The sequence below is a fragment of the Arthrobacter sp. WCS2018Hpa-7 genome (assembly GCF_031843805.1).
Taxonomy (GTDB): Bacteria; Actinomycetota; Actinomycetes; order Actinomycetales; family Micrococcaceae; genus Arthrobacter.
In genome coordinates this window covers 34,112-47,664 of the sequence record NZ_JAVTJB010000014.1, presented here as the reverse complement: position 1 = coordinate 47,664, position 13,553 = coordinate 34,112, and the positions used below count along the sequence as shown (strand labels likewise).

Sequence of the window (13,553 nt, the reverse complement as noted above, 5' to 3'; positions counted from 1 at the left end):
GGATAACAGAGAATGAGCACTATGAACGCCACTGGCAAGTCCTCGGGGAAGCCCGGAATTCCGGTCAACCGCTTTGCCCTCTTTGCCGAGACCATCCTGGCCGGGGTCATCGTGCTCCTCTTGTCCGTCCCCCTGGTGACGGCGCCGGCTGCCTATGCGGCCGGCGTCGCGCACCTGGAAAGGCACCTCAGCGGCAGGGACGATTCCCTGCGGAGCTTGTGGGGCAATTTCCGTCGTGCGCTTCCCGGCAGTTGGAAGTTTGGCATCACGACGGCGGTAGCCGCCGTCGTGATTGTCCTGAACCTGTTGCTCGCTTTGGTGGGTCAACTGCCCGGCCGTGCAGTCATCCTGCCGGCCACGTTGATTCTGGCTGCGGCCGGGGCGATCCTCCTGCTCCGCACCGCTGCCAACTGGAGCGGTGGCGTGAACTGGGACGGCGATGCAGGCCGGCAGCCTGTTGAGGTGCCGGGCCAGCAACGCTGGGCAGCTGCCTACTCAAGCGCCAAGGATGACTCGGTGCGTGACTGGAGCGGTTCCTTGCTGCTGCTCGCCGCCCTCTTCATGGCGGTCGTCTTCGTCTGGATGTTGCAGGCGTTGTTCGTGATCGTGCCCGGGACCCTGGTCCTGGCCGCCGCAGCCATTAAGATCCGCTCCAATCGCTGAGTTTTTGTACAGCTAATGCCCTTTAGGAGCCTCCTTAAGGGCGTTATGTGTACAAAAACTCCATAAGAATCCGCCCCCAACCCGCTGAATCGAGCAGTCCACCCCGTGTCGCCGCGCCAGTTCCCTCCGCGCCCCAAATCCACCATTTCAACCGATGCATCCGCCGCACGGACACGCTCCACGGAAACCTGGCACTACCCGCTGCGGCACCACAATTACCGGATCTTCGTGGCACTCTCGCTGGTGGGGAGCGGCGGAGTGTGGATGCAACGGCTGGCGCAGGACTGGCTGGTTCTCCAGCTCACGGGGAGCCCGGCCGCTGTGGGCCTCGCCGTGGCGTTGCAGTTCCTGCCCATGCTGGTGGTGGGCCCCATCAGTGGTGTGCTGGTGGATCTTTTCCCCAAACGACGCATCCTCCTTGTCTGCCAGTCTGTTGCGGTCTTGCTGGCTGCCGGACTTGCGGTGTGGAACGCAACCGGCGGCACCGACGTCTGGGTGGTCTACGCCTCCTGCATCGCCTTGGGCGTCACCAGTGCCATCGATGGACCAGCGAGGCAGGTGTTCGTCAACGAGGTGGTGGGCGATACCGGACTCCCCGCAGCCATCGGCCTGAACAGCGCCGTTAGCCAACTGGGTGCCATGGTTGGACCCGCGCTTGCCGGCGTGGTTATTGCCCAGGCAGGTCCGGCCGCGGCGTTCGCTGCCAATGCCGGCTTGGGAATGGCCGTCCTGGTGATGATCATGTCCATCAGACCAGGCGAGCTCCACCACTCACTCGAAGTCAGTGGGCAGGAGCCGCGGCGGGGCCGGATCCTGGCTGGTTTCCGCTTTGTCCGGGCGCGCCCGCCGTTGCTTCTGACCATGCTGCTGGCAGGCTTGCTGGGCGCTTTCGGCATGAACGGACCCGTGGTCCTGGCGGCCTTCGCGGACCAGGTGTGGCACAGCGGTCCAGCTGGATTCGGCCTCTTCAACACAGTCAGCGCCTTGGGGGCCTTGGCGGGTGCTTTGGTGGCCACGCGGATCAAGCGCTTTGGCCGCAGGGGGATTGTTGCCAGTGCCGGGCTTTTTGGCCTGACGCAATTGCTCGCCGCCGTGATGCCTACGCAGGAATGGTTTGTGGTGATGCTCATTGTGGTGGGCTTCATGACGCTGCTGTTCCTCACAAGTGCTGCCACCGCCGTCCAGTTGGAGGCCGGCGCCAGCGTTCGCGGCAGGGTCCTGGCCCTTTATTTCCCGTTGCTTCTGGGTGGGCACGCGCTGGGTGGATTGTTGGCGGGATGGCTGACGGAGGATTTTGGCGTCCGTACTGGGTTGGTGGTCACCGGTGCGCTGGGTATGGCCTCGGCTGCTGTGATTGGTTTCCTGCTGTGGAGCTTCTCAAGACGCCGGCGCTGAGCTCGTACATCTCGATGAGCGGTTTTGTGAAAGTTTGGGAGGAAACAAACAAAGTTTCCTTGAAGGGTGACGTAGAGCACACCTAGGCTGAGAAAGCGTTTTCTCCGACGTGCATCTGCAAGACTCACCCTGCCCAGACAAGGACCCCAGATGTCGATCCGTGCAACAAAGAAGTTCGCGCTCAAAGCTGCAGCCGCCGCGGCCGTTGTAGCCATCACCATGACAGGCTGCGGCAGCTCGCCGCAGGCCGCCTCCGACGGCACAGTCACCCTGCGCTTCAGCTGGTGGGGCTCGGATGTCCGCCACAAGATGACCCAAAAACTTATTGACGCCTTCGAGGCCGAGAATCCCACCATCAAGGTCAAGGGCGAATACGGCGACTGGTCCGGCTATTGGGACAAACTCGCTACGCAGGTTGCCTCGCAGGACGCTCCTGACATCATTCAAATGGATGCCGCTTACCTGGGCGAGTACGCCGAGCGCGGTGCCCTCCTGGAACTTAAGGACGTAGACCTTGGCAAGTTCGATTCTGCCGTTGCAGATGCAGGCAAGGTTGAAGGTAAGCAGTATGCCGTCACTGCCGGTGTGAACGCGCAGGTAGTTCTGGCCAACCCATCGCTCCTGTCGGCCAGCGGTGTCACGTTGCCCGATGACAAGACCTGGACCTGGGACGAATACAACAAGACGGCGGCCGCCATCACCGAAGGCAGCAAGAGCGGCGTCTATGGCTCAGGAGCCGTCAGCGGCGACGCTCCCATGAATCTCTGGTTCCGCCAGCACGGCAAGTCGCTGTTTACCTCGGACGGCAAGTTCGGCTTTGACGAGGGCGACCTCACGGGCTGGTACGAATACCAGGCCGAACTCCGCGATTCCAAGGCCGTGCCGCCCGCCTCGGTGATGACAGAGGACGCCACCGCTTCTGTAGACCAACAGGGCCTGGCTACCAACAGGTTCGGGCTCGCGTGGTACTGGTCCAACCAGCTGAGTGCCCTGACCAAAGCGTCCGGCCAGCCCTTGGAGATCCACCGTCCGCCGAGCACTGACGGCAGCGCCGCCAGTGCCAAGCAGTTCTACAAGTCTTCACAGTTCTGGTCTGCGAGTTCCCGCACCAAGCACCCGGCGGAGGTGCAGAAGCTCATCGACTTCCTGGCCAACAATGTGGAGGCCGGCGAGATTGCCCTCGCAGACCGCGGAATCCCGGGCAACTCGGAGGTCCGCGCCGCAGTCCTTCCCAAGCTGACACCGGAGGACGCAGCCACGGCAAAGTTCATTGACGGGATCTCCTCCGAGTTGGGAGACGCAGTGCCGGTACCCCCGGCAGGTTCCAGTTCCGCCGTCGAGGCTTTTGGCCGATACGGCCTGGAGGTGCACTTCAACCGGATGTCACCCGCGGACGCTGCGAAGAAGGCCATGGACGAAGCCAAGAGCGCGCTGGGTTAGGTTCACTGAGGCCCAGCGAGGTGGCATTTAATGACAGTTCAGACGAGGAACATTGTCATTAAATGCCGTCTCGGGGGCTGAAAGTCCACGTGCCAGGTCCGGCCGGAACTGTACGGTCCGGGAGCACCACCTGGGCCGTCATGCCTGCGGGAATGCTGCACTCCAGCTCCATGCCGTCGGCCGTCCGTTGCCAGGAAACAGCAACCACTCCGCGCTGGGTGGGCACGCTGCCCTCGGCACGTTCCAGCCGGCACACCGGCGGTTGAATCACGACGGCGGACGCCCCCGGCGCTGTCACCCGGACACCGAGGAGGTACTCAAGGATCTCCCGGACTACGGAAGCAGACCAAGCGTGGGACTGGCTGTAGTCGCTGCCCTCATCGAGTTCCCAGGCTTCCCAGGTGAAGGAGCCACCGGCTTCCAGCAAACGTGCCCAGCCAGGCTGGCCTGGCTCCGTCAGGAGATCCAGGACAGCGTCCACGCGCCCCTGCGACAGCAGCGCCCGGAACAGTCGGTGCACCGTCATGGGGCCCTGCCGCATCCCCATTCCGGCGATGCGTTCGGCGTCCTTGGCCGCGTGCACGGAAGGGGTGATGCCCAGCGACAACGGGAACGACGTCGCATGCTGTGAGGCATTCAGGCTCGGCCGGCCGTCGGTGTACAAACCATCCATCATCACGCCTTCCACGCGCAGCCGGGTGTTGATGTGCCCCGCCAGCTCCTCGGCCGCTTCCTTGTACCGGGTGGCCTCGTGCGCAAGGCCTGCAGACCCGCAGAGCCGGCTGACGGCGTCGAGCACTGACCAGGACTGGGCGTTCACCGTGGTGCGCGCCGCGCAGTCCATGTCGTAGCCGAAGCGGCCCGGCGCCGGCCAATCCACGATGCCGTGGAGGTACGGGCCCGCACCGCCGCCAAGGTCGGTGACCAGCCCGGCGGTGGGACCGTTGCCGGGGATGTGCCGGAGCACGTACCCGGCCGTGTCCTGAAGGCAGGGGAGGAGTTCCTGGACCAGTGCGTCATCCCCACTGAGCCGGTGGTAGTCCTCCACCCATTCGGGCATCATGAGCGAGAAGTCGGGGATGTCGCGCTTGCCGTCGCCGTTGGGATACACCGCGTTGTAGCGACCCCGCTGATCGGGTGAATCCCAGTAGCGCTTGGCTGATCCCGCGAATTCGCGCAGTGCCTTGGCCGTGAAATGACGCTCACCGAACAACGCCATGGTGGCGTAGGAGATGTTCACGGCGTCGCCCAGGAACTGGCCCTTCTCGCGGGTGGGCGTGTCCACGAACTGTTCCTGCACACCGAGCAACGCAGAGTCCCGAAGGAGCGCGAAGACCCTGTTCAGGGTGTCGTCGGAGCTGTGGAAGCTGCCTTCGGCCGGGTGTTCAGCATGGATGACCGTTGCCCCCACCGCACCGAGGTCAGCGATGCCCACGCCGGGAAATTCGAGGTAGCGGAACCCCAAGTGCACCGCTGCCTCGTAGCGCTGCGGACCGTCCTTCTGCGTATACGGGAACGCCATGTCCGTGTTCTGGCTGGGTGTCTTTCCTGGGTCCACCCGACCATCGGCCCGCAGGTTGTACCCTGCCCGAACCATCACGGTCCGTCCGTGCCGGCCCCGGAGGAACTCCACCACCGGGCGCCCGGGGATCACTGCGCCGAAGTCTGCCACCGGTGTGCCGTCGTCGGCCGTGAAAATGTCGACGGCGGGAGCATGGTTCCGCGCGACGCTGGCGTGATGTGGATTGAGGACCGGGAAATCGGGGACGGGATGGGCTCCGATCGAAAGCGCAGGCTGCCAGTCTTCCGGCTGGGCTGCGGCGTCGAAATGCTCGATCGGGTCGCCCTCATCGTTGCGGTACCCGCTCTGGCGGTAGGGACCCTCGGCCACCAGCCAAGCGGGCCCGGATCCGAACACGTCCCGGGTGCCGTCGTCGTACTCCACCGTCAACTGGGCCAGCAGACCAGGGCGGCCGGCCGCGCGGCCCTGGCCCGGACCGTACCAATGCGCGACGGCGGTCAGGGTGGCGGTGCCGCTCGACTGCAGTGTGTCAGTGACGTCGGCGGCGTTGTAGAAGTGTTCGCCCGGGTAGCCGAAGTTGGTGGTCTCCAGGCAGGGACTGCCGTTGAGGGTGAACGCGGCGTGGTGGCTTGCCGCAGCGTAGAGACGGGCGCGGACCACGGGCTGCTTGGGGCTGAAGGTTGCCTTGGCAAGGGTCCACTCGTCGGGCTGGCGGAGGGGAGTGGTGGTGGTCCAGTCTGCCAGCGAGCCGGGGTCGGTGAAGTCGCTGCTGTGGAGGGTCTTCCCGTCGCTCCGGAGATCAAGGGAGAGGTATTCGGCCTGGCTCCGTGGCCCCTGGTGGAAGGCGATGCCCGTGCCGCCGGTGTTTGCGACGTCCGAGTCCAAGGCCGTGGTGCCGTCAATGGTGACGGTGATGCGCTGCCCGTCGTCGGTGACCACCAGATTCTGCCAGCCGTCGTGGGGAGTGGCGCCCGCCCGTGAAACAGCGGTTGCCTCAAAGGCCGGGGTTTCGGCCAGTGCCTCCGTGGCGGGCGCAGCCATGGCTCCGATCTCCCAATCGGGAGCCTGCCGGAGGACGGCTGTACGGTTGGGTTTCATTTCCAGCAGCAGCCCGGTTCCGGGTCCCTCGCTGCGAAGGAGAATTCCGGCAGTACCCAGACGCAAGCGGAAGCGGGCATTGATGACCGTGTTGCCGCTGGCTGGCACGGGCCAAGGAAGATGTGGCGAGCCGCTCACACGCAGCAAACCCTCCACCAGTTCCAGCGGCGCGCGGCCTCCCGGGGCGCGATGAATCCACTCGGCGTTCCAGCCGCTTGTTCCCGACTCGTAGAGCCCTGTGCTGAAGGGGGCCGGCGCGCTCGGCGCGCCCACAGCGCCGGTGGCGTCCGTGACCTGCACGGTCCACTGGTAGTCACTGTCAGGGCTGAGGTTGGGGCTGTTTTCGGGGCTTGTGGAGGACTGGTGGTGCTGCTGGTCCGTGACAACAGTGCCCGAATCCCACACTTCTGTTCCGGCGCGGTCCATCACCCGGAGGCGGTACGCACCTTGGAACGATTGCCCCGTGTCAGCGGAAGGACCGGCATCCAGCTGCCAAGCGAACCCAGGCAGTGCCGGGGCCATCAGGCACTGCGTTCGGCCCTCCACCGTGAGGTTCGTCGCGAGGAGTGGTGATGCCGGGGCGTTGGAACTCATCGAGCTGACACCAATTCCTCGATGTCAGGGGTGCCGAGTATTCCGTCACTGATCCACACCTTGACGGAACGGGTCAGCGAATCGCCCGCAGCCAACTCGACTGCGGTGTCCCAAGCCAGCGCCGAACCCACGGCCGGGTAGCCGCTGCATCGCACAAACCATGGGTCCGGGGACTCGGAAGGTGCGCCAAACACCAACGTGGCCGGCCCGCCGTCGAACTCTCCGGTCCACGCCAGCCACGGCGTCACTGAACCATGTACGGCGGGTTCGCCCTCGGCTGTGGAGGAGAACACTCGCGGAGAGGCATTGACAGGAAGCCTCCAGAAGAAGCCGCCGTAGCCACTTCCCGCGGCACCGTGCGAGCCAGGACTGCCCAGCGAGGCATCCACGACGGCGGTGAGTTCCGTTGTGATGTCCAGCCGCCACGTTCGCGGGGTGACGAGCGAACGACGGAAAGTGCGACGCTCCTCCAAGAGCAAGCCGCCATCGGCGGCCAGCCAGTGGAGGTCCGCCGTGGAGTGGTCCGGTCCGTGGGTGACTCCGGCGATCCCGATGCTGCCGTGGTCGTTCAGGTCCACGTATTTTCCTGCCGACCGGCGATAACTGCGCCCACCCCAGAAATTGCTGCCGTTGACGTCCTGCAGCGCGAAACCGGCGCCGAGATGCCACACGTGGTCCGAAGCAAGGTGGTCTGTCACCACAATGCCGCCGCGGGTGGTCACCGGATGAAGGTAAGGGCGCGGCGACAACGCCGTGGCAAGGTCACTTCCCTTGCGGAAGATGGCTGTGGGAGCTTCCTCACTGGGATCGCCGGCACCTTCAGAATCCGCATCGGGGGCGAAGAGAGCTTCGGATCCCGTTGCGTCTGGTCGCGCCCACGGCAGGCTGAGTTCGGCGAACGTGGCATGGGACAGTGTGGCCCGTTCCAGGATGTCCTCGATGCGGGGGATCACTGCATGGGCTTGATCGCCGGATCCCACCCACGTCACGAATTCCGAGGGAATCAGGGCAGGAGCCTCGGCTGTCCGGATGGCTTCCAGGACGCGCATGAAGGCGCCGCTGTGATCCAAGGGGCTGAGCAAGGCGGTGCCGTCGGAAAGGTGTTGGAGCAGGTTCTCCGTGAGATCGTCCCGCCCGAAGACATGGGTGGTTTCGCCGGCTTCGGTGCGGACCGTGACACGGTCTTCGGTGTAATGGAACACCGCTGTTCCCTCGGTGCCGTGAAGCGTGACATACGGTTCCACGGATTCGGTGGCACACAGCGTGAGGGCGCAGGTGATGGGCAGTCCGTTGACGGTCTTCATGCGGATCACGGAGGTATCGTCCGCTTCAATGTCGTTGGCGCGGTAGAGGTCTGTGTCCACGAAGGACAGGTCTTCTGCCTGGCGGGCTCCGGCGATGCGGAGGGCAGTGGCAATCGCGTGGGCCAAAGGGTTGGTTGCGACGCCGTCCACTACGTCCACGCCGTCGAGGCTGCGTTTGCCCGCCCAGCGCGAGCGTTTGTAGTACGCGCGGTCGCGGACCCAACGGCCGGTAGCGGAGATGCCCTTGAGCGTGCCGATGCCTGGAAGTTCTTCCGTGGCTTCGCCGTTGGCCAGCTGTTCCAAAGCGGCCAGTGCATGGGAACCCAGGCTCTGGAAACCGATCTGTACGCTGCGTCCGGCTGCGGTTGCGGCCTCCTTGAGTCGGAGGAAGTCCTTCATGGAGGCTACCGGGGGCTTTTCCAGGTAGAGGTGGGAATGGGACGCCAGGACGGACAAAGCCAGTGGGGCGTGGGTCTGAATCGGAGTAGCCACGATGATCACGTCCGGGTGGTGATCGCCGGCCAGCAGGGCATCCAGATTTTCGTGGACCGCAGTTGTCCCGGGCAACGCTCCAGCGGACGGTGGATTGGGGTCCGCCACGGCAACGAGTTCCACCACACCCAGTGCACTCAGTCGATGGAGGTTGTGGAGGTGGTGTGTTCCGAAGCCGTGGACTCCTACCAGGGCAATCCTGGCGGGTGAGGTACGGAGTACGGGCGCAGGCGCCTTTTGGGGTGTGGGTGCCGTGCGGGGTTCGGGTGTCGTCCGGGGTGCCGGTGCAGCCCGGTGCGGGTCGGGGCTGGTGATGGACTCGATGGAAGGGGTGTCCATGGCTCTCCTCTGCTGGCGCTGCAACGAAGGCGGTGACGCCGTCGTCAGGGTATTCACGTAAGTATCCGGCGGGTTCAGGCTATACCCAGCAAGCGCTTTCCCATTTCCGGCTCCGCCCAGTGTAGCGCGGGCTCCCAGTAAATGTAACGATTCAAGAATCATCTTGACTCCAACCTTGCCCAGCGTCTAAGTTGACGGGAAAGCGTTTACTTAGTGACATGGCCCACTTGGGTCGATCCCAACTGGCTGGCATTAGCGGTCGTTCTGAGCGTCCAGAACAACCACTACTGGCAGTTACTTGGGCCTGTTCTGCAACGATGGAGAAAGGGGGAGCGCCATGGCCTCTGGTGGATTTGGCTTCCGTGCCTACACGCTCTTCGACACACTCGTCTGGATAGCTTGCCTGAACGTGTTGTGGATCGCCTTCACTGTCCTCGGCGGAGTTGTCCTGGGAATCGGGCCCAGCACCGCTGCGGCCCACGTCCTGGTCCGCGACAAGGTTCGGGGAAATGCCACGCCGTTGATGCGGCGCTTTGCAAAGGAGTACTTCAAGAACTTCGGCAAGGGCAATGCTTTGGGTTTGCCCATAATCGCCGTGGGTGTCGCCCTGAGCCTGAACTGGGGCTACTTCTCTGCAGGGTGGGACTTTGGCTCGCAGATCGCTTCCGCCGGAATCCTGATGGCGGCCCTCTTTGTAGCCGGCGCGGTCTGCTACCTGTTCCCGATGTTCGCCCGCTATGACATTCCCCTTGCCCAGTACTTCCTGATGTCCTCACGCTTTGCGATGCGGCATCTGGCGGGAACTGTGATTCTCCTGTTCGTCACGGCGGCGGCGCTGTTCGTGTGCCGGTCGGTTCCGGGGCTGATTCCGTTCTTCGGAATTGGTGCGTGGCTTTATGTCACGGGGTGGCTTTGCGACCGCTTCTTTACAGCCAACGATGAGGCGATGTCAGCTACCGTCGGCGATGCGGCCGCCAACGCGGTGCCCGCCAGCGCAGTGCCCGCCGCCAGCGCACCGCCCGCCACCGGCGTCGGCCCTGTTTCCACCACCAACCCCAGTACGGAGGCCAGCCTTGTCTGAGCTCAACCGCGCCCGCCCCGCTTTGAGCGGGCCGCCGGTCCTTCACCGCTCCCTCGATGTTCAAGGAGGCAGTGAACTCGTCCCCAACGCTTCTGGCGCGAGTACTAATGAAACGTATCAAGATGCAAATGGCCAGCACATATGGAGCCTCAAAAGGTTCCCAGGTGTGCCGTCAAAGCAAGAGTCGAAAGACACCAACCCCGATGAAGTGGAGCAGGTAAGAAAATGATCCGTAGAAAACACACGCTGGCCGCCGCCGTCGTCGTTTCCGCAGCCCTGGCGCTGACCGCCTGTGGTGGCGAAGCGCCGGCGTCGGACCTTTCCTCCGTCAAGATCATGGCACCGTTCCTGGAGGCGCAGCCGCCAACAGCTGATGGTGCCGTACAGAAGAAGCTCGAGGAACTCACGGGCAAGGACGTCAATATCACGTGGACGCCCAACGCGTCCTACGAAGACAAGATGAACATCACCTTGGCATCTTCGGAGATCCCGCATGTCCTGGTGGTCCAGGGCAAAACGCCCGGCTTCGTGAAGAACGCCGAAGCCGGCGCCTTCTGGGACCTCACGGACAAGCTCAACGACTACCCAAACCTGAAGACCACCTTCCCGGAGGTCCAGCAGAACGCCAGCGTCAACGGCAAGGTCTACGGTGTTTACCGCGGCCGCAACCCGATCCGTGCAGCGGTCATGTTCCGCCAGGATTGGCTGGACAAGCTGGGCCTGAAGGCGCCCGAAACCACCGAAGACCTCTACAAAGTTGCCAAGGCGTTCACCGAACAGGACCCGGACGGCAACGGCCAGAACGACACCTACGGCATCACCATCCCCAAATGGGGCGCGCTGGGAACCAACAGCCCGTATGACCTGATCGAGACCTGGTACGGCGCCGGCAACCGCTGGACCGAGCGCGACGGCAAGCTGGTCCCCAGCTTCGAAACCGACGAATTCCTCGAAGCCAACCGCTTCATCAAGAAGATGGTGGATGAGAAACTCATCAACCCCGACTTCGCCACGTTCGACGGCACCAAGTGGAACGAACCGTTCTTCAACGGTAAAGGTGGCATCATCGTGGACGTCGACTCCCGCGTCAGCGTACTGATCAACCTCTTCAAGCAGGCCAACCCGAACGACTTTGAGAACAAAGTGGGCTTCGTAGGCAGCCTCAAGGGACCGGACGGCGAACTCCACGCACACCCCACCGACGGGTACTCCGGCTTCCTGGCCATCCCCAAGTCCAGCGTCAAGACCGAGGCTGACCTGAAGAACGTCCTCACCTTCCTGGACAAGTTGAACAGCAAGGAAGTTGCTGTCCTCATGAACAACGGCATCGAGGGCGTGAACTTCACTGTGGAGGAAGGTCTCGCTGCAACCATCAAGCCCGAAACCCCCGAGGGCAAGATGGTCAACACCGACATCAAGAGCTTCGCCCAGCTTGGCACCAACGTCACGGGCAACAACTTCTACCCGGTCAAGCAGGCCTCCGAGTACGAGCAAAAGGTCTTCGATGACCGCGTCTCCGTCATGGCCGAGGACCTCAAGAGCGCCGTGTACAACCCGGCAGCTGCCTTCGTCTCGCCCACCTACGTCGCCAAGGGCGCGCAGCTGGACAACATCGTGGCCGACGCCCGCATCAAGTACCTCGCAGGGCAGACCGACGAGCAGGGCCTGAAGGACGCCATCAAGCTGTGGAACACCAGCGGCGGTGACAAGGTCAAGGAAGAAATCAATAAGCTCTGGCAGGAAAACAAGAAGTGACAGCCCCGGTTGTAGAAGCCAAAGCCTCGGAGCGGGCGGCCACCAAGCCGCCCGCCCCGGCGCGGCGGCGCGGCTTCGCCGTCCACTTCGCGCACTACAAGTGGCTGTATCTGCTGTTGCTGCCCGGAGTCCTGTACTTCGCGATCTTCCGGTACGGGCCCATGTACGGCGTGTCCATCGCCTTCAAGGACTACGTTCCGTTCCTGGGCGTCAATGGCAGCCCCTGGGTGGGTGTCACCAACTTCACGGACTTCTTTGCGAACCCGGACTTCCCGCGGCTGTTGGGCAACACGCTGATCCTGGCGTTCCTGAACCTGGGCATCGCGTTCCCGCTGACCATCATCCTGGCGTTGCTCCTCAACGAGGTCCGTCTTTCGGTGCTCAAACGCACCGTTCAGACGCTCGTGTACATTCCGCACTTCCTGTCCTGGACCATTGTGGCGTCCCTGAGCTTCCTGCTCTTCGCCCTGGACATCGGACCGTTGTTCCAGTTCGTCAACGGCCTGTTCGGGACCAACGTGGACATCCTGTCCGATCCCAACTGGTTCCGGCCCCTGATCGTTCTCCAGGAAATCTGGAAGAACACCGGCTGGGGCACCATCATCTTCCTCGCCGCGCTGGCCACAGTGGACCAGGACCAGTACGAGGCAGCAATTATCGACGGCGCCGGCAGGTTCCGTCGCGTCTGGCACATCACCTTGCCGGGCATCCGCTCCACCATCATCGTGATGCTCATCCTGGCCATCGGGCAGATGCTCAACACCGGCTTTGAGCAGATCTACCTCATGACCAACGCACTCAACCGCAGCGTGGCCGACGTCTTCGACACCTACGTGTACTTCGTGGGCATCACCCAAGGCGCCTATAGCTACAGCACCGCCGTCGGGCTCTTCAAGTCCCTCGTGGGAATCGTGCTGATCTTCGGCACCAACTGGCTGTCCAAGCGGTTCAACCAGAGCGGACTGTTCTAATGAAGATTCACAACACCCGCGGCGGACGGGTTTTTGATGCCGCAAACTATGTCTTCCTGAGCCTGGTGGGCATCATCACCCTGCTGCCGTTCATTTACGTGATTGCAGGGTCCTTCGCCAATGAGGCCGAGATCACCCGGCGGGCGTTCTTTGTCTGGCCCGAGCAATTCACGCTGGGCGCCTACGAGTACATCTTCTCCACACCCGCCTTTACCCGGGCCCTCATTACCACCGTGCTGGTAACGCTGGTGGGCACCCTGGTGCAGCTGGTGCTCACCGTGACCATGGCGTACCCGTTGGCGAAGAAGAACCTGCGGGGCCGGAAGCTGATCATGTCCCTGGTGGTCTTCGCCATGGTGTTCTCCGGCGGCATGATTCCCACGTTCCTGCTGGTCAAGGACCTGGGCCTGCTCAACAGCTATTGGGCGCTCATCCTGCCTGCGGCCATCAACCCGTTCAGCCTGATCATCATCAAGAACTTCTTCCAGGAACTCCCTCAGGAGCTGGAAGAGTCCGCCAAGATGGACGGTGCCACGGAAATCGGAATCCTCTGGCGGATTCTGTTGCCGTTGTCCAAGCCGGTGCTGGCCACGTTCGCGCTGTTCTACGCCGTGGGGATCTGGAACGACTTCATGTCGCCCCTGCTCTACCTGAGCGATAACAACATGTGGACCCTGCAGATGTACCTGCGCCAAGTCACGGCCGCCTCGGACCTCCTGGGTACCGGCAACGTGGATCCCTCCTACATCCCGCCGGAGCAGGGCATCAAATTCGCCGTGATCGTGGTGGCCACGCTGCCCATCCTGATCTTCTACCCCTTCCTGCAGAAGCACTTTGCCAAGGGCATGCTGATCGGTTCCGTCAAGGGCTAGGCGCCGCTTCCTGCGGCCGCGGCATAC

General features: G+C 63.3%; 9 protein-coding genes. 7 read left to right on the top strand and 2 right to left on the bottom strand.

The features are described from left to right. Positions 1-21 precede the first annotated feature (21 nt). The 3 genes from RQH14_RS15270 (at position 22) to RQH14_RS15260 (ending at position 3,498) form a co-directional block, all read left to right on the top strand. On the top strand, positions 22-663 hold the full coding sequence (locus RQH14_RS15270; RefSeq protein WP_311214088.1) for a Poxvirus protein I5: 642 nt from the start codon (positions 22-24) through the stop codon (positions 661-663). A gap of 105 nt (positions 664-768) precedes the next feature. Then, on the top strand, positions 769-2,058 hold the full coding sequence (locus tag RQH14_RS15265; protein WP_311214021.1) for an MFS transporter: 1,290 nt from the start codon (positions 769-771) through the stop codon (positions 2,056-2,058). A gap of 150 nt (positions 2,059-2,208) precedes the next feature. Next, positions 2,209-3,498: an extracellular solute-binding protein gene (locus RQH14_RS15260; protein WP_311214020.1), complete on the top strand. Its 1,290-nt coding sequence runs from the start codon at positions 2,209-2,211 to the stop codon at positions 3,496-3,498. Positions 3,499-3,556: 58 nt separating this feature from the next. Here RQH14_RS15260 and RQH14_RS15255 read toward each other — a convergent pair whose 3' ends face one another. Together RQH14_RS15255 and RQH14_RS15250 are read right to left on the bottom strand one after the other, a co-directional pair. Then, positions 3,557-6,712, bottom strand: coding sequence for a family 78 glycoside hydrolase catalytic domain (locus tag RQH14_RS15255; protein WP_311214019.1), 3,156 nt, complete (start codon positions 6,710-6,712; stop codon positions 3,557-3,559). Continuing rightward, complete coding sequence (locus RQH14_RS15250) at positions 6,709-8,847, bottom strand: DUF6807 family protein (protein ID WP_311214018.1); 2,139 nt, start codon at positions 8,845-8,847, stop codon at positions 6,709-6,711. The genes RQH14_RS15255 and RQH14_RS15250 overlap by 4 nt, the downstream gene beginning before the upstream one ends. 337 nt (positions 8,848-9,184) lie before the next feature. Between RQH14_RS15250 and RQH14_RS15245 the strand changes: the two genes are divergently transcribed. The 4 genes from RQH14_RS15245 to RQH14_RS15230 all read left to right on the top strand — a co-directional run bounded on the left by RQH14_RS15245 (position 9,185) and on the right by RQH14_RS15230 (position 13,526). Next, positions 9,185-9,928, top strand: coding sequence for a DUF624 domain-containing protein (locus RQH14_RS15245; protein WP_311214017.1), 744 nt, complete (start codon positions 9,185-9,187; stop codon positions 9,926-9,928). Positions 9,929-10,153: 225 nt separating this feature from the next. After that, positions 10,154-11,683 (top strand): extracellular solute-binding protein, encoded by a 1,530-nt coding sequence (locus RQH14_RS15240; protein WP_311214016.1) that lies wholly within the window; start codon positions 10,154-10,156, stop codon positions 11,681-11,683. Then, a complete protein-coding gene (locus RQH14_RS15235; protein ID WP_311214015.1) occupies positions 11,680-12,654 on the top strand; it encodes an ABC transporter permease subunit in 975 nt (324 codons plus the stop codon). Before RQH14_RS15240 ends, RQH14_RS15235 begins: the two co-directional genes overlap by 4 nt. Beyond that, complete coding sequence (locus tag RQH14_RS15230) at positions 12,654-13,526, top strand: carbohydrate ABC transporter permease (protein WP_311214014.1); 873 nt, start codon at positions 12,654-12,656, stop codon at positions 13,524-13,526. Before RQH14_RS15235 ends, RQH14_RS15230 begins: the two co-directional genes overlap by 1 nt. Positions 13,527-13,553 lie beyond the last annotated feature (27 nt).